The following is a 24,406-nucleotide window of genomic DNA, read 5'->3' on the forward strand; positions in this document are numbered from 1 at the left end:
GCCCCTTATTTGTATTCGATGATGCGCATCTGCGCGTTGCGCAGACGGCGGAGATGATAAGTGGCCATGCCGACGAGGTTGGGAAATTTCGACAGGGCGATGAAGAGGGCGTGTTGCCGCGCCTCGCGTTTAGGCAGCCCGGCCCGGCGCAGCCCCTGCTGCGTGCGCAGGTAGTTCAGCGCATAGATGGCCAGCGGCACCAGCAGCAGCCATGGCGAGACCAGCGCCAGCGCCAGCGACAGCAGCGGCAGCACCAGCGCATAGGCCAGCACCCGCTGCCGTTCGCGGGCAAAGTAATCCGGGTGCAGGTGGCCGACATGGGCAAAGCCATGGCCGGTGCGCACCGCGCGGCGCCACCACTGGCCGAACCGGTGCATGTCGGCATCGTGGCGCGTCATCTCCAGTGGCAGGCGCTCCAGCGCCCATCCGGCCTTGCGCAGCCTTGTGCCGAACTCCTCGTCTTCAGAGGCGATGATGCTGTCGCCAAAGCCGCCGACATGGCGGAACGCCTCGGCCCGCACCAGCATGTCGCCGCCGCAACCCAGAATGCGCCCCACCGGGCGGCGCCATTCGAAATCGCAAAGCTGATTGAAGATGGAGCTGTCGCGGTGAATTTCCGACCGCCAGCCGGTGACCAGCGCCAGTTCGGGATGCCGCGACAGATGCGCCACGGCGGCAGAGACAAAGCCCGGCACCAGCGTGCAGTCGCCATCGACGAACATCACGAAATCCGGATCGGTCAGCGCGGCAAAGCCCGCATTGCGCGCCCGCGCGGCGGTAAAGGGTACCGACATGTCCAGTTCGACGACCTGCGCGCCCGCGCGGCGCGCTTCGGCCACGCTGCTGTCGGTGGATCCGCTGTCCACATAGACCACCTGCCGCGCCTGACCCGGCAGCGAGGCCAAGGCCGCGACAAGCCGGGCTCCTTCGTTGCGGCCGATCAGGACGATGTCCACGGCACTCATGCGATGTCCTTTCTGGACAGGGGCGCGGACGTGGCCGCGCCGGAGGACTGGAACAGCTGCGAGAGCTTGGCAGCCTCGGTGGCAATGTTGAAATCGGCGCTGACCCGGGCCCGCCCGGCCTGCCCCATGGCGTGACGGCGGGCGGGATCGGTCAGCAGCGCGTCCAGCGCGCGGGCCAGTGGCGCGGCTTCGCCCGGCGGCACCAGCAGGCCGGAGATGCCGGAGTCGACCAGTTCGGGAATGCCCGCGATCTGCGTGGTGACCACGGGCAGGCCCGCCGCCATCGCCTCCATCAGCACCACGGGCACGCCTTCGGCAAAGCTGGGCAGCACGAAGATCTGCGCACCCGCCAAGGCATCGGCCACCTCGGACTGGCTGCGATACCCCAGAAACTCCACCCGGTCGGCCAGCCCCAGCCGGGTCGCCCGCGCCTCCAGCGCGGCGCGGTCGGGGCCGTCGCCGATCAGCCGCAGCCGCAGCGCGGGATGGGCGGGGGCCAGCGCCGCCAGCGCCTCCAGCAGCAGGGGCACGCCTTTCACCCCGGCGAGCCTGCCGACAAACAGCAGGACCGGATCGTGGCCGGGGGCGGCGGCATAGCGCGCGGGGTCGATGCCGCAATGCACCACCCGCAGCTTGGGCCAGTGCGCGGCTTCTGCGAAACACATCAGCTGCGACCGGCAGAAGGCACTGATGCAGGCGACAAATTCCGCCCGCGCCGCCTTTTCGTCGATGCGCCAGTGCTGCGGTTCAAAGAAGATGTCCGGCCCGTGGATGGTAAAGCTGTAGGGGATGCCCGACAGGGCGGAGGCCAGCATCGCCACGGTGCAGGAGGCTTTGGCGATGTGGTTGTGCAGATGCTCCACGCCCTGCTCCGCCAGATGCGTGGCGAGCACCCCCGCCTCAAGGAAATAGATCAGGTTGTAAAGCCGCCCCTTCACGCCCTTTGGCGCCGTGGTCCATGCCAGCCGCAGCGCGCGGCCATAGCGGGCGGGTCGCGCCAGCCAGCGGCCATGGGCGCGCAGCACGCGCAGCGGGGCGCGGCAGGCCTCCAGCACCTTGAAGGTGCGGGCATGTTCGCTGCGCTGTTCGGGGCCGACCAGATGCTCCGCGCCCGTGGTGCGGATGGAGCAGGTCAGCACCTCATGCCCCAGCGCGCGCAGCGCCGCCACCTCGCGCTGGATGAACGTGTCCGAGGCGCGGGGATATTCCCCGGTCAGATAGGCGAGACGGCGCAGGGTCATGCCGCGCCCTCCTTCAGGGCGGCGGCCATCAGCGCCTCGAACCTTGGCTGGTCCAGCGGGCCAAGCCGCCGCACCAGCGCGCGGGCGTCATAGCGCAGCGGCAGGATGCGGGCGCGCAGCACGGGTTCGCGCAAAAGCCCGGGCAGGCGCGGGCCAAGCGGCGCCAGCAGCCGCGCCACGGGCAGCACCACGGGCCATGGCAGCGGCAGCACCAGCCGGGGCCAGCCCGACAGCCGGTGCGCGCGCAGGAACCGCGCCCGGTCCGGCCGGTCGGCATCGACGAGGTTCAGCACCTCCACCCCCTGCGGGGCGATGCCTGCCGCCCGCACCAGCCGCCGCGCCACATGATCCACATGCGCCAAGGGCAGCTCTCCGCCCTGACCCATGGCGATCAGCAGCGGGCCCAGCGACACGCCCAGATGCGCGTTCCATGTCCGGCCTTCACCAAAGATCGCGCCGGGGCGCAGGATCCACAGCGGATGGCCCGCGTCCCGGCACATCGCCTCCTGTCGCAGCTTTCCGGCGACATAGGCGTCGCGCGCGGTGTCGGGCTGTTCCAGCGGGGAGGCTTCGGTCACGGTGCCGCCCGGCGCCAGCTTGGTGTAATCATAGACGGCGATGGAGCTGACCAGCACCAGCCGCGCGGACTGGCCCGCCATCGCCGCAAGCAGATGCCGCGTGCCCAGCGTGGTGGCCGCCGTCACCGCACCTTCGTCGCTGCCCAGATGCGCGGCGCAGTGGATGACGGCGCCGACGCCGCGCAGCGCGGCGCGCAGCACCGGGATCGCCGCCGGATCGGCCAGATCGGCGCAGCAGGGGATCACCCCCGCCTCGGTCCACGCGGCGGGGGGCGTGCCACGGGTCACCGCCACCACCTCCAGCCCCTGCGCGCGGGCCTGAGCCAGCACCGCCCGCCCGACGAATCCGGTGGCCCCGGTCAGCAGCAGGCGGGTCACATCGCCCATGGCATCGGCTCCATCGGGGCGCAGCGCGTGGTCATGCGCTGGGCGCCGCCGGTTTCCCCGGCATTCTGGATGGCCAGCGTCACCTCGGTCAGGTGCAGCGCAAAATCGGCGGAGAGGCGGCAGGGCCGGTTGTCGCGCAGCGCCTCCAGCATCTCGGCGGGGCCGAGCATGAAGTTCATCGCGGCGGCGCCCCAGCGTTTCACCTTTGGATGGGTGGGCTGCGGCAGGCGCAGGCGGCGGGGCAGCGGGTGTTCCATCAGCCGCCGCCGCAGGGTGAAGCGGCGGGCAAAGCGCACCGGGGCGGCATTGTCCCACGCCGCCTTGCAGCGCAGCACGCCCGCATCGCCGACGATGCTGATCCCGTGGTCATGCGGGGCGGCGATGGAACAGGTCAGCCGGGTCACGGGGCCATGGTCGAAAAACAGCACGGCCACCGACAGATCCGGCGCGACAGGGCCAAGCCCGCCCTTGTCGGGCAGCACCTCGGCCGAGGCCGCGACCACCGTGCGCACCGACCCGAACCACGAGATCAGCCAAGTCAGGTAATAGCCCGCATGTTCCAGCGTGCAGCCGACGCGAAACTCGTCCTCCCACGGCCAGGGCGCGCCGCTTTCGCTGTGCCATCGGTCATAGGCGGCCTGCGGCACGAAGCCGTCATCCAGTTCGGCATAGATCGCGCGCGGCGTGCCCGCGATGCCATGGCGCAGCGCATGGCCCAGCGTCTGCGCGGTCTCGCCCAGCACGGAACAGGGGGCAGAGGCCAGCAGAAGCCCGCGTGCGGCGGCAAGCTGGTGCAGATCCTCAGCCTCGGCCAGCGTCAGGGCCAGCGGCTTTTCGCAATAGACGTGATGCCCCGCCTCCAGCACCGCGCGGTTCAGCGCGTAATGCGCGCCCGGATTGGTCAGGTTCAGCACCACGCCCCCTGCGGGGGCCTGCGCCAGAAACCGGTCCAGCGAGGGTTCCGCCCGAAGCCCCCAATGGGCGCAGAACCGCGCCAGCCGGTCGGGGTCGTGGTCATGCACCTGTGCCACGGCCAGCCCCGGCATCGCCGCAAGCGAGCGCATATACAGATCGGCCACAAAGCCGCAGCCCAGAATCGACAGCTGTCCGGTCACATCGCCCCCTGTCTGCGCGGGCAGGGCCAGCCGAAACACCGGAGGAAACGCGGGATCATGCGGGATCTTTCTTGCCGGAGCCTTTGGTCAGCCGTCTTTGACCAGACAAATTTGACCAGATTTCGGCACAAAGCTGCAAAGCCTGTACAGGCGCAGCCTTCGAGGTGACAATTTTGCACCTTATGCGGCAGCTCTGCCACGGTCTGCGGGAAATCGACGTATCGGCATCTCGGAATGTCGGGGATTGGCTGTAGAACTTGGCGTCGGGGCCAGAGGGATGTCGTATGGATTTCAGCGTTTCGGGGCAGAAGGTCTCCGTCAACGTGGCGACATGGGCCGCGCTTCAGGCCCGTGTGACCGAACGTCTGGCGCAGCGTCAGGGCTTTGCGCTGGCCACGCTCAACCTTGATCATCTGGTCAAGCTGCGCGGCCTGCCACGGTTCCGCGCCGCCTATGCCGCGCAGGATCTGGTCACCGCTGACGGCAATCCCATCGTGTGGATGTCGCGGCTGGCGGGCCGCCCGGTGGAACTGATCCCCGGATCCGATGCGATCCTGCCGCTGGCGCGCATCGCGGCGCGGCTGGGGGTGGGCGTGGCGCTGGTGGGCAGCACCGCCGAATCGCTGTCCCGCGCCAAAAGCTATCTGGAACGCGAGGTGCGCGACCTGACCGTGGTCTGCACGCTGGCGCCGCCCATGGGTTTTGACCCCGACAGCCCCGAGGCACAGGCCCTGCACGAGCAGATCGCCGCCTCTGGCGCGGGGCTGTGTTTCGTGGCGCTTGGCGCGCCCAAGCAGGAAATCTTTGCCGCCAGTGGCCGCCGCGCCGCGCCCGCCGTGGGCTATGTCAGCATTGGCGCCGGGCTGGATTTTCTGGCGGGGATGCAGAAACGCGCGCCAGCATGGGCGCGGCGTCTGGCGCTGGAATGGCTGTGGCGGGCGCTGAACAGCCCGAAACGGCTGGGCCTGCGCTATCTGCAATGTCTGGCGATCCTGCCGGGCCAGATGCTGCGGGCGGCGGTGCAACGCTTCCGCTCCCGTCAGGCCTGAGGTTCCAGCCGCCGCGGGCGGCGCCGCTGGCCGGTCAGCGCCTGCTTGACCCGGGATTTCAGCCCCAGCGGCGGCAGCACTTCCGTGTCGCGCTCGAACACGGCGCCGTTCAGATCCGGATCGCAGCGCAGCGCCAGATCCACCCCCCAGCGGGCCGACAGCTCGGGCGGCAGGCCGTCGGGAATGCCCATGTCGGTGCGCAGCATGCCGGGCATCCAGTCGCCGATCACGATGCCCGGAAAGCGGTCGCCCAGATCGGCCACCAGCGCGCGGGTGAAGATGCGCGCGGCGCCTTTCGACACGGAATAGGCCGCAGAGGCGGGCAGCGGCTGCAGATCGGCAAAGGTCGCGACGTTGAGGATGCGGCCCCGCCCGCGCGCCACCATCCCGTCCAGCACGGCACGGGTGCAGGCCACCGTCCCGCCCAGATTGACGGCGACGCTGTGCAGAAAGCTCTCTGCCGTCTCGTCCAGAATGTCGCGCCGGGGATAGACCGCGGCATTGTTGACAAGCAGCGCCACCGGCCCGTGATCCGTGGTGACCTCTGCCACGCAGCGGGTGACGGCGGCGGGGTCGGCCACGTCCAGCGGCCAGATCAGCACCCGGCCCTGCGGCGCCTGTTCCTGCGTCTCCTCAAGGGCGGACCTGCGGCGTCCGATCGCGGCGACGGTGAAGCCCTGCCGGGCAAGCTCCAGCGCCAGCGCGCGGCCCAGCCCGGATCCGGCGCCAGTCACCAGCGCGATGCCGTCTTGGGGGGTCAGTCGGGTCATGTCGGATCCTTCCGCAGGTGGTCGGCGACGCGCAGGGCATTGGCGGCGATGGTCAGGCTGGGATTCACCCCCATCGACGTGGGCATGAAGGAGGCATCGGCCACCCAGAGGTTGCGCAGCCCATGTGCGCGGCACTGCGCGTCCAGCACCGACCGGGCGGGATCATGGCCAAACCGCAGCGTGCCGCTGGGATGGCCGAAGTTCAGCTCCGGCCCCAGCCCCAGAAACAGACGCCGCTGCCCGCGAAAAGCCTGCGCGATGGCGCGGCGAAAGGCATGGCGGCGGACCAGCAGTTCCGGCGCCATGGCATAGGTGATGGCCAGCCGGTCGGGATCGGGCAGCACGCGGTTGTGCAGATAGGGCAGATCCTCCATCAGCCCGACAAAGATCTGGGCATGGCCAAGGATCCGTGCGGCCAGCGCGGCGGGCAGGCGGGTCAGATGCGGCAGCCCCGGCACATGCCCCAGCCGCGAGGCGGCCAGCATCCGGTTCAGGTAAAACAGGATCTCGCCATAAGAGGCGCGGATGCCCATGGCCTGCACCATGCCCATCCGGGTATGGCCCGCCGTGTAAAGATCCCGCAGGGCCAGCGCCTTGGTCGCGCCCGCATCGGGCGCACCCCGGGGCGGCCAGATCGCGAACATCTCGTTGAGGTGGAACATCAGGTTGCGCCCCACCAGTCCGGATCGGTTGGCCAGCCCCTCCGGCCAGTGGTCGGACAGGGAATTGAGCAGCAGCCGCGGCGAATTGAGCGCCCCCGCCGCCAGCACCACATGCCGGGCCCGAAGGCGCCGCAGCGTGCCGCCCTGCCGCAGCTCCACCTCCTGCACCGAATCCGGCCCGGCGATCAGCCGCGTCACCTCGGCCCCGGTCAGGATCTCGGCATTGCCGGTGGCCAGGGCGGGCTCCACCCCGGCGGAGCGTCCGTCCATCTTGCAGAGGCGCGGGCAGCGGGTGCCAAGGCAGTTCAGGCAGCCGTCGCTGCGGCGGATCGCGGTATGGGCGTAATAGGGATTGAGGCCGCCAGCGCGAAACCGGGCCATCAGCGCGGCTTCGGTGGCGGTCAGCGGCGGCGGCGGATCAAGCGGCGGCGGCGCGTCGGATGACAGCGGATCGGGCGTGCCATGCAAGTGATACATCCGCGCGGCATGGTCGAACCAAGGGCGCATCTCGTCATAGCCCACGGGCCAGCCGCCGGTGGGATGCGGGCGGTCCAGCAGATCATCCAGATCATGCCGTTCGGGCCGTTCCAGCGTGGCGGCGTAGAACACCGAAGATCCGCCGATCCCCGCCCCCAGCGGCGCATAGAACCGGCTGTCGCGGCCATCCACCGTGGCATGCAGCGGCTCTGGCCAGAGCCCGCGGGCCAGCCGCGCCTCGGGGACAAAGATTTCCGACAGCCCGTTCCGCGCCTGCCGCTGCCCGGCGGCGCCCTTTTCCACGAACAGCACCCGCCACCCGGCTTCGGCCAGCGCGCGGCCCAGCGTGCCGCCACCCATGCCGGTGCCGATCACGATGCAGTCCCAGTCCGGTCCGGTCGCGGTCATGAGGCGGGATCCGTGGCAAAGACCGGCGCGAAAAGATCGTGCAGGGCACGGGCGGCGGTGTTGGTGACGTGGTTGTTGTCGAAATACCAGCCCTCGCCGCCCTGCAGCGCGTGGCAGGTGGTGGCGTCGCAGAGGCGGGGCCAGCTGTCGATCAGGCTGACCGCGCCCGCCTCGGCCAGTGCCCGCCACGGCGCTTCGGCGCTGGCGGCGCGGGCCTCGGCCTCTGCGCGCGCGACCTCGGGGCGGGTGACGGGAGTGCGGGCCAGCGGCCAGCCGTCATGCGCCGCCTCGCGCGCGGCGCGGCGGCTGTCATAGCCGGGGATCTCGGGCGGCTGACGCAGCACGAAAATCTGTTCGAACCGGTCCAGAAGTTCGGCCACGCTGGCATCGATGCGCTGCGCCAGCAGATCGGACTGCGCCTCGCCGATGCGCACCGGACCATCGGCGGGATGCAGCGCGATGGTGTTCTGCGCATCCAGCCCGACTCCCGCGCCAGTGGCGTAATAGCTCCAGCGCCCGATCAGCAGCAGCGTGGTCAGATCCGGCAGCTGCGGCAGCGCCTGCCGGATCTGCAGCGTGGCATTGGTGCAGTCCAGATCCTGCGCCGGGGTTGCCGCGCTTTCGACCTTGCGCAGGCCAAAGACCGGCGGGCAGCCCGCGCGCCACAGGATCAGCCCCGGCGTGCCCGCCTGCTGCGCGGCCTGATCCAGCCCCTCGCGGAAGGCGCGCACGTGGCTGTCGCCCCAGACCAGCACGCGCGGCGGGCCTTCGGGGCCGATCGGGCAGATTTCCAGCCCCATCAGCGGGCCGCTGGCGGGGGTGGTGCAGCGGCTCCAGTCCTGCAGGAAATCGGCGGAGGCGCGGATATGCGGCTGCACCTCGGGGCGGAAGCGGCTGGTCAGCCCGTCGCCAAGGTAAAGCCATCCCCCCAGCGCCAGCAGCAGGGCCGATCCCGCCGCCGTGCCGCCCAGCAGGGCAGGGGCGGGCAGGCGGGCATGGCGCACCGGCTGTTCCACGAACCGCCAGCTGAGCCATGCCAGCCCCACCGCCAGCGCCAGCCACATCCCCGCCTCCAGCGGGCCGGAATAGCTGCCGCGCAGGTAAAGCGACAGCGTCACCACCGGCCAGTGCCACAGATACAGCGAATAGGAGATGCGCCCGAAAAACACCGGCACCGGCGAGGACAGCGCGCGGTTCACGGTGTTGCGCCCGGTGCCATTGGCCAGCAGCAGCACCGTGCCCAGCACCGGCACGAGGGCCAGCAGGCCGGGAAACTGCGGCCCCGCCGGAATCAGGATGATCGAGGCCGCGACCAAGCCCAGCCCCAGCCAGCTGAGCGCGGCATATCCGCGCCAGCGCCGTCCGGTTTCGCAGCCCCAGATCGCCAGCAGCACCCCCGACAGCAGTTCCCACGCGCGGAAGGGGAAAAGATAGAAGGTGGCGGTGGGCAGATGCGGCGTCAGCAGGACGCTGGCCGCCAACGAGGCGGCCCAGATCAGCGCCAGCGTCCAGATCAGCGCGCCCCGGCGCCGCGCGAACAGCAGCAGAAGCAGCGGCAGGACGATGTAGAACTGCTCTTCCACCGCCAGCGACCATGTGTGCAGCAGCGGCTTGTCTTCGGAGGCAGCGTCGAAATAGCCCGCCTGCCGGAAGAACAGCACGTTGGACAGATAGACCGTGGCGGCGATCAGCGTCTTGCCGAATTCGCGGAACTCAAAAGGCAGCAGCAGCGCCGAGGCCAGCGCCGTGGTCACCAGCGCCATGACGAAAAAGGCCGGGGCCAGACGGCGGAAGCGGCGCAGATAGAAGCGGCCCAGCCGGATGCGGCCCATCGCCTCGCGCTCGCGCCACAGGATGCCGCCGATCAGGAAGCCGGAGATCACAAAGAACACGTCCACCCCGGTGAAGCCGCCGGGAAGGCCGGGAAAACCGAAGTGATAGACCACCACGGCAAGCACGGCGATGGCGCGCAGCCCGTCGATGTCACTGCGATAGGGCAGCGGGGCGGGCGCCATGTCCGGGGTGGCAGAGGGCGTCTGTCGGGGTCTGGTCATGCGTCCTGTCCGGGTTCTCCGGTGCGGGGGCACGATGCGGCCCCGTCTAAAATCCAGTTCTATCTGAGCCTCGAAATAAGGCGATTAAAGGGCAGAACCCGTCACAGTCTGGTTTAGATGGCAATTCTTGCCGATCCGTCACTCTGTGTCGTCTGGTCCAAAAAAATCCGGCTTGGGGGAGGGGCGGCCTTGGGCGATCCAGTCATAGACCCGCGCCACCTGCCGCGCCTTCTGGTCCCATGTAAAATGGCTCTGCACCCGGGCGCGGGCGGCGGCAGCCAGCGCGGGCAGGGGGGCGGGATCCTGCGCCAGCCGCTCCAGCGCCGCGCGGAAGCCCGCCACGATCTCTGCCCGCGATCCGCAGGGCACTTTCAGCCCGGTTTCCGGCCCCACCAGCTCGCCCGGGCCCGCGTAATCCACGATCAGCGGCACCACGCCAAGCGCCATCGCCTCCAGCACGACGCCGCCGCCGAATTCGCGGATCGACGGGAAGGACAGCAGATGACAGCGGCAGAGGATGTCCTGCACCGCGCGATGCTCCTGCCAGCCGTGAAAGGTGACGGCCCCGGCGATGCCCAGCGCCGCCGCCTGATCGGCCAGCGCGGGGCGCATCGGCCCGTCGCCCACGATGTCGATCTGCAGCTGGCCCGCGCGCAGCAGGGGAGCCGCCGCCTCCAGCAGCATGTCGGGGCCCTTGTAGGGCACGAGGCGGCCCACGAAGGCGGCGCGCAGCGGGCCGGGACCGGGGGTGGCGATGCGGTTGAACCGGGCGGGGTCGATGCCGTTTTCCGGCAGGTGGATCACCTTATGCGCGTGGCGGGCGGGGATCTCGCTGGCGGTGTGGCGCGAGCCGGTAAGGATCGCCGCCGCATGGTCCAGCGTGGCGCCATGGCCGGGCAGCAGCCGGTAGGCGCCGCGCAGGTGGCTCAGCCATTCGCGTTCGCGCCGCCGTTCTGCCTCGAACCCCGCAGGCCACGGCACCCCGCCATTGAGCGGCCCCAGCACGAAGGGCACCCCGGCCTTGGCGCAGCGCGCCGAGATCGGAGAGCCGATGGTGGGGCTTAGCGGGGTGATCCGGTGCACCAGATCCCAGTCGCCGCGCCGGACCTGCGCGCCGAACTGCCGCCAGACCAGATGTTCGAACCACGGATAGCTTAGCGCGTTGATCGCCTGCACCATGGTCCAGCCCTTGCCTTCGCCCATGCGCAGGAGTTCGGCCAGCTTCCACATCGGGCGGGCAAACGCTTCGGAATCAATCGCGGTGAAGTCGATGCCTTCGGTCAGGCCCGCGCGCAGGATCGCGTCGCGGTTGCGGATCTGCGTGACGATATGCACATCCGCCACGTCGCGAAGGGCATGGGCCAGCGACCAGCCGACCAGCGGCACGCTGACCCATTCGGGATTGGCGGCCTCGGCGATGGCAAGGATGCGGGGACGTCGGGTCATCGGCTCACATGATCGACTGCCAGCGCGGCTTGTCGCGCGGCGCGGCGGCGGGCAGGGCGGGATTTTCGGGTGCCCGCCGCCCCAGCCGCTGCGCCTTCAGCGCCTCGGCATAGCCGGTCAGGGCGCCCGCCACCATCCATGTCAGCGGGGTCAGCGTGGCATTGGGAATCATGTCCGCGACATTGACCGCCAGCAGCAGCGACAGCGGCGCGATCAGCGGCGACACCGCATCGGGGGGGGCATGTTTCGCCTCCCGCCAGAGCAGGATCAGCGGCAGCAGTAGCAGCCCGAATTCCGCCAGAAAGCCGACCCAGCCATAGACCCCGATCACGATGATCCAGCGCCCGTCAGAGACGGTGGTGATGAAGCCGGTCACGGGATCGAGGATCTGGTTGCGTCCCCAGCTGCCCCAGCCGAAGACCGGTTTCAGATAGGCGCGCTCCAGCAGGGTGTTTTCGTTGTCGAAGCGGAATTCCAGCGAATAGGCGCGGTCCTGATCGATGGCGGCGGCGCGGTCCAGCAGCGCCTGTTCGGGCACCAGCCCCGCCCCCTTCACCAGCGGATAGGCCAGCGCCAGAAGCCCGATCAGCAGCGCCAGCCGGATCTGCATCCGCCGCGTCAGCAGCAGCACCGCCGGGATCACCAGCAGGCCAAGCACCAGTGCCCCCATCGATTTCGCCAGCACAAGGACCGCCGTCAGATAAAGCGCCGCCAGCAGCGCCCGCAGCTTGGAGGCTGCCGGATCGCGCCGCCACAGCGCCCATGCGGCGACGGCAGAGGTCATCAGAAAGAACGCCACCCACAGCCCGTGATACAGGAACACCACCGGGCGATAGCCGCCGAACCGGATCGACTGGCCGAAGAAGTGCTGGTAATAGCCGTAAATCCAGTTGTTCAGCTGCGGCGACAGCCGGATTTCCACCAGCATCAGCACGGAATACACGAGCCCGCCCCAGACCAGCGCGCGCAGGATCTCGCGCTGCGCCCCGCCCGTCGCCAGAAAGCGCCGCGCCAGCAGGAAGGGCAGCACCAGCAGAAGCTGCTGCAGCGTCAGGGCCACGGCATCCTTGATCCCGAGCCCGGGCAGGCCGATGCGGCCAAAGAACACCGGTTCGGCATTGGTGACCACGGTCAGCGCGGGCGACAGCACGAAGACCGCCAGCAGCACCCGGCCCAGCCCCGATTCGGGCAGGAACGACCCGTCCGATCCGCCCCGGAACAGCACGAGGACAAAGGCGGTCAGCGCGGGAATGTTGTGCTTGGTCAGCGGCGGCATCAGCGGCAGGTCGAAGACCGCAGGCGGTTCCGGCAGGAACAGATAGCCCAGCAGCAGCGACAGGATCAGCGCGCGGTCCACCGCCAGACGCCGGAACAGCGCGACCGTCACCAGCGGCCAGAGCGCCAGCATGAGAAAGGCAAGAGGGTTCGGCATCCCGTGTCGTGGTCGTCCCGTGAAAACCCATGGCACCGGCCCCCCAAGCGCCCCGCCATGCCGCCTGACCGTAGCAGGCTCGTGCCCGGTTGTCGCCTGTCGCGTCGGGGCGCCGCGCCGGGGGCTGGCAGATTTGGCACAGGCGCGGCGGACCGAAGAGCATCGCGATCGGGTCATGAAATGGCCCAATTGATTGGTCATCGGTCTGACAAGTGAAAGAAGGGTCAGCGTTTCCTTGCCACAGCAGCGTCTGAAGATTGCGTATCTGAGCGATTTTTCCCCGCTCGACAGGAATTTCTATTCCGGCGGCAATGCCCGCATCCATGACGCGCTGGTGCGCCATGCGGGCGATGTCACGATCCTGCCCCAGACCTGGGGGCTGGCCGATCCGGTGCGCCGCGCCATCCTTGCCCTGCCCGACCGGTTCAGCCTGCGGCTGCGCTGGCGGGCACAGCTGGCGCTGGCCCCGGTCATCGCGTGTTCCATCGCGGCGGCGCTGCGGCGCGACAGGTATGACGTGCTGTTCGGCGCCTATGCCTTCCAGACGCTGCACCATCTGCGGCGGCCCTATCCGCTGACCGTGGCCTATACCTCGGACGCGACGCCCACGGTCTACCGCCGCTCTGAAATCGGGCAGGCCTTTTCCGAAGTGCTGCCCGGCGGGCGCAGGCTGGATGGCTGGGTGGAACGCGCCGAAGCGCTGGTGCTGCACGGCAGCGACATGCTGCTCTGGCCCTCGGCATGGCTGCGCGACGCAACGCTGCAGCGCTATGATCTGGATCCGGACAAGGTGCATCTGGTGCCATGGGGCGCCAATATCGCGCCCCCCCCCGTGCCGCAGCCGCGCAGCGTCGCCCCCGGCGCGCCGCTGCATCTGCTGCTGGTGGGGCGCAACTGGCAGGCCAAGGGCGGGCCGGTGGCGCTGGCCACCCTGCACCGGCTGCGCGAGGCCGGGCTTGACGCGCGGCTGACCGTCATCGGCTGCTCCCCGCCCGAGGCGCAGGGCGATCCGCATGTCACCATCCACCCGCAGCTCGACAAATCCGTGCCCGCCGAGGCTGCGCTGTTCCAGCAGCTTTATGCCCGGTCGCATTTTGTGGTGCAGCCCAGCTATGAAAGCTACGGCTTTGCCTTCTGCGAAGCCTCGGCGCATGGCGTGCCCTCGCTCTGCCTGCGGGTGGGGGGCGTGCCGGTGCGCGACGGGGTCAACGGCTTTGCCCTGCCGCCGGGCAGCGGCGCAGAGGCTTTTGCCGCGCGCATTCAGGCCACCGTGGCCGATCCGGCGGGCTATGCCGCGCTGTGCCGCAGCACCCGCGCCGAATATGACCAGCATCTGAACTGGGACGCATGGGGCGCCCGAGTCGGCGATCTGCTGCGCGATGCGGTGGCCCGGCGCAGGGCCTGACCCGGAAAGCGCTGGTCAGACCCCATGCCCTGCCCTAGCCTCTGGCAAAAGCCAAGCTTTTGGCAGAAGAAGGGGGCAAGCCCGCGATGAAGGACCAGCCAGACCCGGACACGGCACCGCGCATTTCGAACGAGATCCGCAAGACCACCTGCTACATGTGCGCCTGCCGCTGCGGCATCGACGTGCATCTGAAAGACGGCGTGCCGGTCTATATCGATGGCAACCGCGATCACCCGGTCAATCGCGGCGTGCTCTGTGCCAAGGGGGCGGCGGGGCTGAAACAGGTGCTGTCGCCCGCGCGGCTGCGCGCGCCGCTGCGCCGCACCGGCCCGCGCGGCTCGGGCGAGTTCGAGGAAATCAGCTGGGACGAGGCGCTGGATCTGGCGGTGAGCTGGCTGAAGCCGCTGCGCGAGACGGCGCCGGAAAAATTCGCCTTCTTCACCGGGCGCGACCAGTCGCAAAGCTTCACCGGCTGGTGGGCACAGATGTATGGCACCCCCAATTACGCGGCCCATGGCGGCTTCTGCTCGGTGAACATGGCGGCGGCGGGGATCTATACGCTGGGCGGCAGCTTCTGGGAATTCGGCGCGCCCGACTGGGATCACGCGCGGCTTCTGCTGCTGTTCGGCGTGGCAGAGGATCACGACAGCAACCCGCTGAAGCTGGGGCTGGGGCGGCTCAAGGCGCGCGGTGCCAAGGTGGTGGGCATCAACCCGGTGCGCAGCGGTTACAACGCCATCGCCGATGACTGGCTGGGCATCACCCCCGGCACCGACGGGCTGCTGGTGCTGGCGCTGGTGCATGAACTGCTGCGGGCGGGGCGCATCGATCTTGATTTCCTCGCGCGCTTCACCAATGCGCCGGTGATCCTCGACTGTGATCCGAAATCCCCCGACTACGGTCTTGCCCTGCGCGACGAAGAGGGCCGCGCGCAGGTGGTCGACCGCCGCACCGGGCGGCTTGCGCCATGGGATGGCGAAGGGGTGGAGCCGCAGCTGACCGGGCAGATCCGCCGCGCCGGGCTCAGCCACCGGTCAGTCATGCACCATATCGCCGACCGCTACATGGATCCCGCCTATGCGCCGGAAAAGGTGGCGGAGCGCTGCGGTCTGGCGCCCGGGCAGATCCGGCGGCTGGCGGCGGATCTGGCCCGCGCCGCCTTCGATGATCCGGTGGTGCTGGACCAGCCCTGGACCGATTTTCGCGGCCACCGCCACACCAGCATGGTGGGCCGCCCGGTGGCGGTGCATGCCATGCGCGGGATTTCCGCCCATTCCAACGGCTTCCAGACCTGCCGCGCCATCCATCTGCTGCAAAGCCTGCTGGGCGCCGTGGAAACGCCCGGATCGATGCGGTTCAAGCCGCCCTATCCCAAACCCGCCAGCGCCCATCCGCGCCCGGCCTTCCGCAACCGCCCCGGCCAGCCGCTGGAGGGCCCGCATCTGGGCTTTCCGCAGGGGCCGGAGGATCTGGCGCTGCATCCCGATGGCAGTGCTGCCCGCATCGACCGCGCCTTCACATGGGAAAACCCGCTTTCCGCCCATGGGCTGATGCATATGGTCATCGCCAATGCCGCCGAGGGCGATCCCTACCGGCTCGACACGCTGATGCTATATATGGCGAACATGGCGTGGAATTCCGCCATGAACTCGCGCGGCACGATCGACATGCTGACCGCGCAGGACGAAGACGGCGGCTATGTCATCCCGCATATCATCTGCGCCGATGCCTATAGCTCGGAAATGGTGGCCTATGCCGATCTGGTGCTGCCGGACACCACCTATCTGGAACGGCATGACTGCATCTCGCTGCTGGACCGCCCGATCTCCGATCCGGACGCGGCGGCGGATGCGATCCGCTGGCCGGTGATCGCGCCCGACCGCGACGTGCGGCCCTTCCAGTCGGTGCTGCTGGATCTGGGCGCGCGGCTGGGTCTGCCCGGCATGGTCGACGCCCAAGGCCAGCCGACCTATGCCGATTACGCCGATTACATCCAGATGCACGAACGCCGCCCCGGCATCGGCCCGCTTGCGGGGTTCCGGCTGGGCGACAAGGGCCTGCAGGACGGGCGCGGCCTGCCCAATGCCGCGCAGATCGACAGCTACATCGCCGCAGGCGGCTTCCACGAAATGCCCGTCCCGCCCGAAGCCGCCTATTTCAAGCCATGGAACCGGGCATGGGCCGACTGGGCCGTGGACAAGGGGCTGGCCGACGCCCCCGGCTTCGATCTGGTGCAGCTCTGGTGCGAGCCGCTGCGCCGCTTCCAGCGCGCCGCCGAAGGTCACGGCCCGCACCAGCCCCCCGACAGCCTGCGGGGCCGCATCCGCACCACCTTCGATCCGCTGCCGGTCTGGTATCCGCCGCTGTCGGACGCGTTCGAGGATCCTGCGGAATTTCCCGTCCATGCCATCACCCAGCGGCCCATGGCGATGTATCACAGCTGGGGCGGCCAGAACGCGTGGCTGCGCCAGATCCACGGGCAGAACCCGCTCTATCTGCCGACCCTGTGGTGGAACCGGCTGAACCTCGCGCCCGGCGACTGGGTGCGGGTCATCTCCTCCCATGCGGAAATCACCGTGCCCGCCGAACACATGGCCGCGCTCAACCCCGACACCGTCTGGACATGGAACGCCATCGGCAAGCGCAAGGGCGCATGGGCGCTCGATCCCGCCGCCCCCGAGGCGACGCGCGGCTTCCTGCTCAACCACCTGATCCCGGAACGCCTGCCCGGGGCGGGCGGCTGGTCCAACAGCGATCCCGTCACCGGACAGGCGGCATGGTTCGACCTGCGGGTGCGGCTGGAAAAATCGGCCCCGCCCGATCAGGCGCAGCCGACCTTCCCGCCGCTCCGCTCCCCGGTGCCCCCGCCTTAGGGTTCCATTGGCCCCAAATATCCCGGGGTCCGGGGCAGCGCCCCGGTCCCGCCTTTTCCTTCAGCGCGACATCGGAACATGACGACACTTCCCCCCCTCCCGCAGAAAAAGCTCGGTCTGGTGATCGACCTCGACACCTGCGTGGGCTGTCATGCCTGCGTCATCGCCTGCAAGGGCTGGAACACCCAGAGCCAGCCCAGCCCGCTCTCCGATCAGGATCCCTATGGCGCCGATCCCACCGGTACCTTCCTCAACCGCGTGCATGGCTTCGAGGTGCAGCCCCCCGAAGGCCCGGCCCAGCTGGTGCATTTCCCCCGCTCCTGCCTGCATTGCGACGACGCGCCCTGCGTCACCGTCTGCCCCACCGGCGCCAGCTGGAAACGCGCCGAGGATGGCATCGTGCTGGTCAACGAAGCCGACTGCATCGGCTGCGGGCTCTGCGCATGGGCCTGTCCCTATGGCGCGCGGGAAATGGACATGGCCGAAGGCGTGATGAAGAAATGCACGCTCTGCGTCGACCGCATCGACAATCCGCACCTGCCCGAGGAAGACCGTCTTCCCGCCTGCGTGCGCACCTGCCCGTCGCAGGCGCGGCATTTTGGCGACCTGAACGATCCCGACAGCGCGGTGTCGCTGCTGGTGGCGGAGCGCGGCGGGGTGGATCTGATGCCGGAACAGGGCACGGCTCCGGTGAACAAATACCTGCCGCCGCGCCCCCGCGACGCCGCGCCGGACGATGTGGACGTGCTCGCCCCCTATCTGGATGTGGTGGCCGAAGAACCGCGCGGCCTGCTTGGCTGGATCGACCGCACGCTGGCGAGGATCTGAATGTATCCCGCACGCTCGCTCATCGCCTTTTCCACGCTCTCGGGGCTGGGTTTCGGCCTGCTGGTCTGGCTTGGGATCGACCCCGCGCCGCCCACCGGCTGGGTGGCGCTGGTGTTCTTCGCCTTGGCGCATGGGCTCTGCCTTGCCGGGCTCGCCGCGTCGGCGCTGCATCTGCGCCGCCGTGACCGCGCGCTCAAGGCGTTCAGCCAGTGGCGCAGCAGTTGGCTCTCGCGCGAGGCTTGGGCCGCCGTGGCGGCGCTGCTGGCGGGGGGCGGGCACGGTCTGGCGCTGATGCTCGACCAGCCGCTGCTGCCGCTTGGCTGGCTGTCGGCGGCGCTGGCGCTGGCCGCCGTCACCTGCACCGCGATGATCTATGCGCAGCTGAAGGCCGTGCCGCGCTGGCATCACTGGTCCACGCCTGCGCTGTTCCTGCTGACCGCGCTGGCAGGGGGGGCGCTGCTGTCGGGCCATGTCACGGCGGCGCTGATCCTGCTGCCCGCGCTGGGGGCGCTGCAGATCTGGACATGGTACGATGGCGATACGCGCTTTGCCCGCAGCGGCAGCACGCCCGCCACCGCCACCGGGCTTGCCGGGCGCGGCAGCGTGCGCCCGCTGTTTCCGGCCCAGACCGGCAGCACCTATGTGCTGGACGAGATGGTCTTTGTGGTGGCCCGCCGTCACCTGAAAAAGCTGCGGGTGCTGGGGCTGGCGTTTATGGTGGTGCTGCCCGTGCCGCTGCTGCTGCTGCCGATGCCGCATCTCTTCGGTGCGGTTGCGCTTGTGTCGCATGTGGCGGGCGTGGTTCTGTCGCGCTGGGTGTTTTTTGCCGAGGCCGAGCATGTGGTCGGCCTGTATCACGGAAGAGGCTGACATGTCGTTTCTGGCCGGGTTTGACGCGCAGTGGCAGGATGCCAGCGCCTATCTCGACACGCTGACCCGCGATCTGTGGGAGGGGCGGCGGCTGGACCGCACGCCGGATCTGATGGCGCCGCAGGTCGTCTCGCATGGCGGGCTGGGCTGGCTGCAGGAGCCGGAGGTGGTGGGCGCCGATCTGGCGGCGCGGCTGGCGGCGTTTCCGGACACGCGGCTGCTGGCCGAAGACACGCTGTGGCACGCGCCCGCCGAAAACGCGCTGATGGCGGCGCAGCGGTTCCATGTGATCACCCGCCATGACGGCGCCGGGCTTTACGGGCCTGCCACCGGGCGCGATCTGGGCTTTCTGCAGATGGCCGAACGCTACTGCGTGGCGGGGCGGGTGCAGGAGGAATGGGTGCTGCGCGACGAGGCGGCGATCCTGTCCCGCCTTGGCATCGGGCTGGAGGAGGGCGCGCGCTGGCGGCTGGTCACCGCCCCGGACCGCAGCGATCCTCCCGCGCCCCGCCCCGCGGGGCAGGGCAACGGCAGCCCGTGGGGGCAGACGCTGGGCGATCTGATCGACCGGGTGATGGGGGGCGAACTGTCGGCGCTGGACCGCCAGTATGATCCCGCCGCCGAACTGTTCCTGCCCGGAGGCGTGCAGGGCTGCGGCCCGCGCGAGGCCGAGGCGTTCTGGATCGGCCTGCGCGCCGCCTTTCCCTCTGCCCTGTTCCACGTGGAGCATCTGATGGGGGCGGAGGATCCGCTGGCCCCGCCGCGCGCCACCCTGCGCTGGCGGCTTGCCGGGCGGCATGACGGTCATGGCACCTTTGGCATGCCCACCGGGGCGGAGGTCGACATCCTTGGCATGACCCATGCCGAATTCGGCCCCGACGGGCTGCGCCGGGAATGGACGCTTTACGACACGCCCGGCATCTGGGCGCAGATCCTGCGCGCCACCGGCAGCTACTAGTCCTTGGGGCTGCGTCGGAAAAAGCCGCGCAGCCGCCCGCCCGCATCGTCCAGATTGTCGCCCATGTCTTCCAGAACCGGGTCGATCCGCCGCCTGCGGAACCGGCGCCAGCGCACGTAAAGCGCCCAGAACACCGCCGCCAGCACCACCAGCAGCGCAATGCTGGTCCACGGCATGATGCGCACCTCCGGCCCCGCCACCGGGCGGATCGACACGGCGTTGGGATAGATCGACAGCACCTCGTTGCGCCAGCCGTAATGCTTGATCGCCACCCAGTCCGGTTCCGCCCCGGTGGAGCGGCGGTCATTCGCCTCCGCCTGCAGGTTCGAGGTGTCGAACTTGAAATAGGGCGGCCAGCCCCAGCCGGTATCCTCGTTGCGATAGACCATCACGCTGTCATCGGCGCGCCGCGTCTGGATGAAGAACACGTCACGCCCGCCGGTGGCGGCGGCGCTGGAACTGCCCGCCTGCGACCAGAACCAGCGGTTGGCGCCGGGGGTCTCGCGCTTTTCATAGGTGTCGGTGATCCGCACGATGTCGTGCTGCGGCAGGGTGTAGTGCAGGAAGGCCGCCACGACCGCCCATAGCAGCACCAGCACCGTCCATTTCACATATTTCATCGCAGGGGCTCCCCGGGGTCTGTTCCGGCGCTGGGGGCGGCGCCGCCGGAATTGCGCCTCCCCTTCACCTGACCTCAAGTGGCGGGAAAATCAACCACCGGCGGTGTCGCGAATCCGGGCGCCTCCCCCCTGTTCGAGGGGGTGCCCTGCCGCGCCCCGGTCAGGTATCCCCGACCTTGCGAGCGGTCGGGACTGCATCCATCCTGTCAGATGTTCCCTTTTGCAGAAAGTTCTTATCAAAATGTTCAGACAAACCCTTTTCGCCCTGACCCTCGCACTTCCCGCCTGTCCCGCCGCCGCCGACGAGATCTCCGACACGCTCGGCTCCGCGCTGGAAGCCTATGAGGCGGGGGACATCCAGTATGCGCTTGAAGAGCTGGATTTTGCGCGGGCCAAACTCCTGGAACTCAAGACCGACGCGCTTGGCGCCTTCCTGCCCGAACCGCCGGAGGGCTGGACGCGCACTGTCAACACCGAGGCCAATGCCGCCATGGCGATGATGGGCGGCGGCGTGGCCGCCGAGGCGGATTATCAGACCGGCACGGGCGACAGCTACCGGCTGCAGATCCTCGCCGACAACCCGATGGTGGCGGGCATGGCCGCGATGGTGTCCAATGCCGGGGCCATGGGGCTGAAGACCGAACGCGTCAACCGCCAGCGCTTCGCCATTCAGGACCAGCAGGTGATGGGGCTGATCGCCAACCGCATCTTTGTGCAGGTGGACGGCCCGGACACCGCGACCGCCCTGACCCTGCTGGAGGCCATGGATTTCGACAGCATGGCGGATTTTGGCCAGTAAGCCGCCGCTCTGAAAGGGAAAATGCGCGTGCGACAAGGACACCGCACGCGCTTTTCAGGGCCGGAGGGCACACCCGACATGAAGTCATGTTTCCTTGACTCACGGCCCGGGGACAGGTCTAGTTTAGCGCACCGGTAAGTTTGTCGGTTTTTTGACAGTCTCGTCTGTTTGCGCTGAATTCTTTTCGGACCACCTCCTCATGACCCTCTCCTGCGCGACCCTGCCCGCGACCCGTCTCCTGCTGTCCCATGGCTGGCTGGCCAAAGAGCCTGCGCCGTTCCAGCAGGCGGTGCTGGACCGGATCCAGATCCGCCGCTTCGACACCGGACAGTATACCCATCACATCGGCGACGATCCGGGCGGGATCTTCGGCATTCTGGGCGGCAGCTTCGGGGTGATGACCCAAAGCCCGACCCTTGGCGTGGTGCTGGGGCATATCTTTGGCGCGGGCGCGTGGTTCGGGCAGGGGCCGCTGGCCACGGGCGGGGCGCGGATGCTGACCTTCCGCGCGATGCAGCCGGCGCTGGTGGCGCATGTGCCGCTGCCCGCGATTCAGGAACTGTCGCGCGCCATGCCCGAAGCCCCGCGGCGCTTCGCCGGGCTGGTGGAATACAACGCCATCATCACCTATCAGATCGCGGGAGAACTGCTGATCCGCCGCTCCGACCAGCGCATCGCGGCGGTGCTGCTGCGCGTGGTCAGCGCCACGCAGTCCAGCCATGGCGACGATCCCACCGCCTGCCTGCTCACCCAGACGGATCTTGCGGAAATGGCGAACGTGTCGCGCCAGACCATGAACACGGTGCTGAAACGGTTCGAGACCGAAGGCTGGATCGCGCGCGGCTATGGCAAGCTGTCGGTGCGCGACATGCAGGGCCTGCAGGAGTTCCTGACCGGCGGCGACTGACCGCGCCCCTTCATCTTGCCCCTAAACTCCGGGGAGCGCGAGGGGCTGGCCCCTCGCCCTTGTGTCAGCGCAGCGCCGGGGAAAGGGGACAGCGCCCCTCGCCCCGTCTGCTGCGTCTCAGATGCTCAGGCAGACATATTTCATCTCGAGGTAATCCTCGATGCCGTGATGGCTGCCTTCGCGGCCAAGACCGGACTGCTTCACCCCGCCAAAGGGCGCCAGTTCGGTGGAGATGATGCCGGTATTGACGCCGACGATGCCATATTCCAGCGCCTCGGCAACCTTGTAGACCCGGCTCAGATCCTTGGCGTAGAAATACGAGGCAAGGCCGAAGATCGTGTCATTGGCAAGCTCGATCACCTCGTCCACCGTGTCGAACCGGAACAGCGGCGCCAGCGGGCCAAAGGTTTCCTCGGTGGCGAATTTCATCTCCTGCGTGGCGCCGGTGACGATCAGCGGGGCGCAGAAGCCGCCGCCCAGACCCGGATCCTCGGATCCCAGCAGCACCTTCGCGCCCTTCGCCTCGGCATCGGCCACATGTTCGCGCACCTTCTCCAGCGCCTCGGGGTTGATGAGCGGGCCCAGATCGGTGCCGTCCTTCAGCCCGTCGCCGACCTTGAGCTTCTTCACCGCCGCCGCCAGCTTCTCGGCGAAGGCGTCATAGACCCCGGACTGCACGTAAAGCCGGTTGGCGCAGACGCAGGTCTGACCGTTGTTGCGGAACTTGCAGGCGATGGCGCCTTCCACGGCGGCATCCAGATCGGCATCGTCGAACACGATGAACGGCGCGTTGCCGCCCAGCTCCATGGAGCATTTCATCACCTGATCGGCAGCCTGTTTCAGCAGGATGCGCCCAACTTCGGTGGAGCCGGTGAAGGTCAGCTTGCGGACCTTGCCATTCTCGCAGAATTCCTTGCCGATCTCGGACGAGGAGGAGGACGGCACCACGTTGAACACGCCCGCCGGAATCCCGGCGCGTTCCGCCAGCACCGCCAGCACGATGGCCGACAGCGGCGTTTCCTTGGCGGGGCGGGCGACAAAGGCGCAGCCTGCCGCCAGCGCCGGCCCGGCCTTGCGGGTGATCATGGCATTGGGGAAGTTCCACGGCGTGATCGAGGCCGCGACCCCGATCGGCTGTTTCATCACCATCAGCCGCTTGTCGCGCTGGTGGCCGGGGATGGTTTCGCCATAGATGCGCTTGGCCTCTTCGCCGAAAAACTCGATGAAGGACGCGCCATAGGCGATCTCGCCCTTGGCCTCGGCCAGCGGCTTGCCCTGTTCGGCGGTCAGGATGGTGCCCAGATCCTCCTGATTTTCCATCATCAGGTCGAACCATTTGCGCAGCACCTTGGCGCGTTCCTTGCCGGTCCACTGCGCCCAGTCCTTCTGCGCGGCATAGGCGGCGTCGATGGCCTGCGCCACCTGCGCGCGGCTCAGATCGGCCACCTCGGCAATGACATCGCCCCGGGCGGGGTTGCGCACGTCGAACGTGCCCTTGTCGCCATCGGTCCATGTGCCGTTCACGTAAGCCCGGGTTTCCAGAAGGCTGGGATCCTTCAGAAGCCCGGCAAGATTGGTGGTTTGGTCCAGCATGAGGTCTCTCCTCTTGTCTTCCTTGCTGCGTCCGGCGCAGCATCTGCTATTCGGGACAGTAGTGCCAGAGGAGAGAATGGCGATGGATCTCAGCGATGCCTATGCCAATGCCGCCCATATTCCCGGTGCGGCGGACTATCCGCCGCGCTGGCAGGCCGCCGCTGCGGCGCTGCGCGAGGGTCTGGAAGCGCAGGGGCGGTTCCGCCGCCTGAGCTATGGCCCGGGCGCGCGGCAGGTGCTGGATCTGTGCCTGCCCGAGGCGGCGCCGCGCGGGCTGGTGGTCTTTGTGCATGGCGGTTACTGGCTGCGCTTCAGCGCCTCGGACTGGACGCATCTGGCGGCGGGGCCGCTGGCGGCGGGCTGGGCGGTGGCGCTGCCGTCTTATGACCTGTGCCCTGCGGTGCGCATCGCGCAGATCACCACGCAGGTGGCCTCTGCCATCACCTGCGCCGCGTCAGAACTGCCGGGTCCGCTGCGGCTGACCGGCCATTCGGCGGGCGGGCATCTGGTGGCGCGGATGCTGGCGCCGGGCATGCTGCCTGCAGACGTGGCGGCGCGGGTGGAGAAGGTGGTGCCGGTCTCGCCGCTGTCGGATCTGCGCCCGCTGATGCAGACCGCGATGAATGCCGACCTGCGGCTTGACGAGGGCGAGGCGCGGGCGGAAAGCCCGCTGTTCCAGCCCGTGCCAGAGGTGCCGGTGACGGTCTGGGTCGGCGGCGCCGAACGGCCTGCCTTTCTGGATCAGGCGCGCTGGCTGGGGGCCGCATGGTCCTGCCCGGTGCAGGTGGACCCCGGGCGGCATCATTTCGACGTGGTCGAGGGGCTGGAACGGCCCGAGCACCCGCTTTGCGCCGCACTTCTGTCGGATCAGGCGCAAGCGGGCTGAGCCGGGGCGGCACTGGAAAGGTCGAGGGGCTCTGCCCCTCGCGCCGAAGGCGCGGCACCTGAAAGGGGGGGGGGGGGGGGGGA

Annotated in this window: 20 protein-coding genes; 9 read left to right on the forward strand and 11 right to left on the reverse strand. The window is 69.0% G+C overall.

The window, feature by feature from the left end; all coding sequences use genetic code 11:
- Positions 1 to 5 precede the first annotated feature (5 nt).
- From VK682_RS02665 to VK682_RS02680, 4 genes are read right to left on the reverse strand one after another with little or no spacing between them, the layout of a single operon-like run.
- A complete protein-coding gene (locus VK682_RS02665; RefSeq protein WP_230795017.1) occupies positions 6 to 965 on the reverse strand; it encodes a glycosyltransferase family 2 protein in 960 nt (319 codons plus the stop codon).
- Positions 962 to 2,206: a glycosyltransferase family 4 protein gene (locus tag VK682_RS02670; protein WP_230795019.1), complete on the reverse strand. Its 1,245-nt coding sequence runs from the start codon at positions 2,204 to 2,206 to the stop codon at positions 962 to 964. The genes VK682_RS02665 and VK682_RS02670 overlap by 4 nt, the downstream gene beginning before the upstream one ends.
- Positions 2,203 to 3,171, reverse strand: coding sequence for an NAD-dependent epimerase/dehydratase family protein (locus tag VK682_RS02675; RefSeq protein WP_230795020.1), 969 nt, complete (start codon positions 3,169 to 3,171; stop codon positions 2,203 to 2,205). The genes VK682_RS02670 and VK682_RS02675 overlap by 4 nt, the downstream gene beginning before the upstream one ends.
- Positions 3,159 to 4,286 (reverse strand): Gfo/Idh/MocA family protein, encoded by a 1,128-nt coding sequence (locus tag VK682_RS02680; RefSeq protein ID WP_230795021.1) that lies wholly within the window; start codon positions 4,284 to 4,286, stop codon positions 3,159 to 3,161. The genes VK682_RS02675 and VK682_RS02680 overlap by 13 nt, the downstream gene beginning before the upstream one ends.
- 284 nt (positions 4,287 to 4,570) lie before the next feature.
- On the opposite strand from VK682_RS02680, the gene VK682_RS02685 reads away from it, so the two are divergent.
- Complete coding sequence (locus VK682_RS02685) at positions 4,571 to 5,335, forward strand: WecB/TagA/CpsF family glycosyltransferase (RefSeq protein ID WP_089847664.1); 765 nt, start codon at positions 4,571 to 4,573, stop codon at positions 5,333 to 5,335.
- Here VK682_RS02685 and VK682_RS02690 read toward each other — a convergent pair.
- From VK682_RS02690 to VK682_RS02710, 5 genes are all read right to left on the reverse strand, one after another.
- Complete coding sequence (locus tag VK682_RS02690; RefSeq protein WP_230795022.1) at positions 5,326 to 6,105, reverse strand: SDR family oxidoreductase; 780 nt, start codon at positions 6,103 to 6,105, stop codon at positions 5,326 to 5,328. The two genes, VK682_RS02685 and VK682_RS02690, sit on opposite strands and share 10 nt — an antisense overlap.
- Positions 6,102 to 7,652, reverse strand: coding sequence for a GMC oxidoreductase (locus VK682_RS02695; protein WP_230795023.1), 1,551 nt, complete (start codon positions 7,650 to 7,652; stop codon positions 6,102 to 6,104). Before VK682_RS02695 ends, VK682_RS02690 begins: the two co-directional genes overlap by 4 nt.
- Positions 7,649 to 9,706, reverse strand: a complete 2,058-nt coding sequence (locus VK682_RS02700) for an acyltransferase family protein (RefSeq protein WP_324781383.1) — start codon at positions 9,704 to 9,706, stop codon at positions 7,649 to 7,651. The genes VK682_RS02695 and VK682_RS02700 overlap by 4 nt, the downstream gene beginning before the upstream one ends.
- 138 nt (positions 9,707 to 9,844) lie before the next feature.
- Complete coding sequence (locus VK682_RS02705; protein WP_230795027.1) at positions 9,845 to 11,152, reverse strand: glycosyltransferase family 4 protein; 1,308 nt, start codon at positions 11,150 to 11,152, stop codon at positions 9,845 to 9,847.
- A 4-nt stretch (positions 11,153 to 11,156) separates the two neighbouring features.
- Complete coding sequence (locus tag VK682_RS02710) at positions 11,157 to 12,584, reverse strand: hypothetical protein (RefSeq protein ID WP_230795028.1); 1,428 nt, start codon at positions 12,582 to 12,584, stop codon at positions 11,157 to 11,159.
- A 235-nt stretch (positions 12,585 to 12,819) separates the two neighbouring features.
- Between VK682_RS02710 and VK682_RS02715 the strand changes: the two genes are divergently transcribed.
- The 5 genes from VK682_RS02715 to VK682_RS02735 all read left to right on the forward strand — a co-directional run bounded on the left by VK682_RS02715 (position 12,820) and on the right by VK682_RS02735 (position 19,518).
- Positions 12,820 to 13,989, forward strand: coding sequence for a glycosyltransferase family 4 protein (locus VK682_RS02715; RefSeq protein ID WP_324781384.1), 1,170 nt, complete (start codon positions 12,820 to 12,822; stop codon positions 13,987 to 13,989).
- An 86-nt stretch (positions 13,990 to 14,075) separates the two neighbouring features.
- Positions 14,076 to 16,862 carry a molybdopterin-dependent oxidoreductase gene (locus tag VK682_RS02720; RefSeq protein ID WP_230795032.1) on the forward strand — a complete coding sequence of 929 codons (2,787 nt, stop codon included), beginning with the start codon at positions 14,076 to 14,078 and terminating at the stop codon, positions 16,860 to 16,862.
- A gap of 78 nt (positions 16,863 to 16,940) precedes the next feature.
- Positions 16,941 to 17,690 (forward strand): 4Fe-4S dicluster domain-containing protein, encoded by a 750-nt coding sequence (locus VK682_RS02725; RefSeq protein WP_089847679.1) that lies wholly within the window; start codon positions 16,941 to 16,943, stop codon positions 17,688 to 17,690.
- Positions 17,691 to 18,560 carry a dimethyl sulfoxide reductase anchor subunit family protein gene (locus VK682_RS02730; protein ID WP_230795033.1) on the forward strand — a complete coding sequence of 290 codons (870 nt, stop codon included), beginning with the start codon at positions 17,691 to 17,693 and terminating at the stop codon, positions 18,558 to 18,560. It begins immediately after the preceding gene.
- Position 18,561: 1 nt separating this feature from the next.
- Positions 18,562 to 19,518: an ester cyclase gene (locus VK682_RS02735; RefSeq protein ID WP_230795035.1), complete on the forward strand. Its 957-nt coding sequence runs from the start codon at positions 18,562 to 18,564 to the stop codon at positions 19,516 to 19,518.
- Here the strand turns inward: VK682_RS02735 and VK682_RS02740 are convergent.
- Entirely contained in the window at positions 19,515 to 20,138 is a 624-nt protein-coding gene (locus VK682_RS02740) for a DUF1523 family protein (protein WP_230795036.1), read from the reverse strand. The genes VK682_RS02735 and VK682_RS02740 overlap by 4 nt on opposite strands.
- Before the next feature lie 241 nt (positions 20,139 to 20,379).
- Here VK682_RS02740 and VK682_RS02745 point away from each other — a divergent pair, with 241 nt between their 5' ends.
- Positions 20,380 to 20,937: a hypothetical protein gene (locus VK682_RS02745; protein WP_089847688.1), complete on the forward strand. Its 558-nt coding sequence runs from the start codon at positions 20,380 to 20,382 to the stop codon at positions 20,935 to 20,937.
- Between the two features lie 199 nt (positions 20,938 to 21,136).
- Positions 21,137 to 21,844 (forward strand): Crp/Fnr family transcriptional regulator, encoded by a 708-nt coding sequence (locus tag VK682_RS02750; RefSeq protein ID WP_089847690.1) that lies wholly within the window; start codon positions 21,137 to 21,139, stop codon positions 21,842 to 21,844.
- A gap of 117 nt (positions 21,845 to 21,961) precedes the next feature.
- Here the strand turns inward: VK682_RS02750 and VK682_RS02755 are convergent, their stop codons facing one another.
- Positions 21,962 to 23,437, reverse strand: coding sequence for an NAD-dependent succinate-semialdehyde dehydrogenase (locus VK682_RS02755; protein WP_230795037.1), 1,476 nt, complete (start codon positions 23,435 to 23,437; stop codon positions 21,962 to 21,964).
- A gap of 82 nt (positions 23,438 to 23,519) precedes the next feature.
- Here VK682_RS02755 and VK682_RS02760 point away from each other — a divergent pair, with 82 nt between their 5' ends.
- Positions 23,520 to 24,323, forward strand: coding sequence for a hormone-sensitive lipase (locus VK682_RS02760; protein WP_230795130.1), 804 nt, complete (start codon positions 23,520 to 23,522; stop codon positions 24,321 to 24,323).
- Positions 24,324 to 24,406 lie beyond the last annotated feature (83 nt).

Origin of the sequence: Salipiger marinus, from assembly GCF_035481585.1 — a bacterium.
Lineage (GTDB): Bacteria > Pseudomonadota > Alphaproteobacteria > Rhodobacterales > Rhodobacteraceae > Salipiger > Salipiger marinus.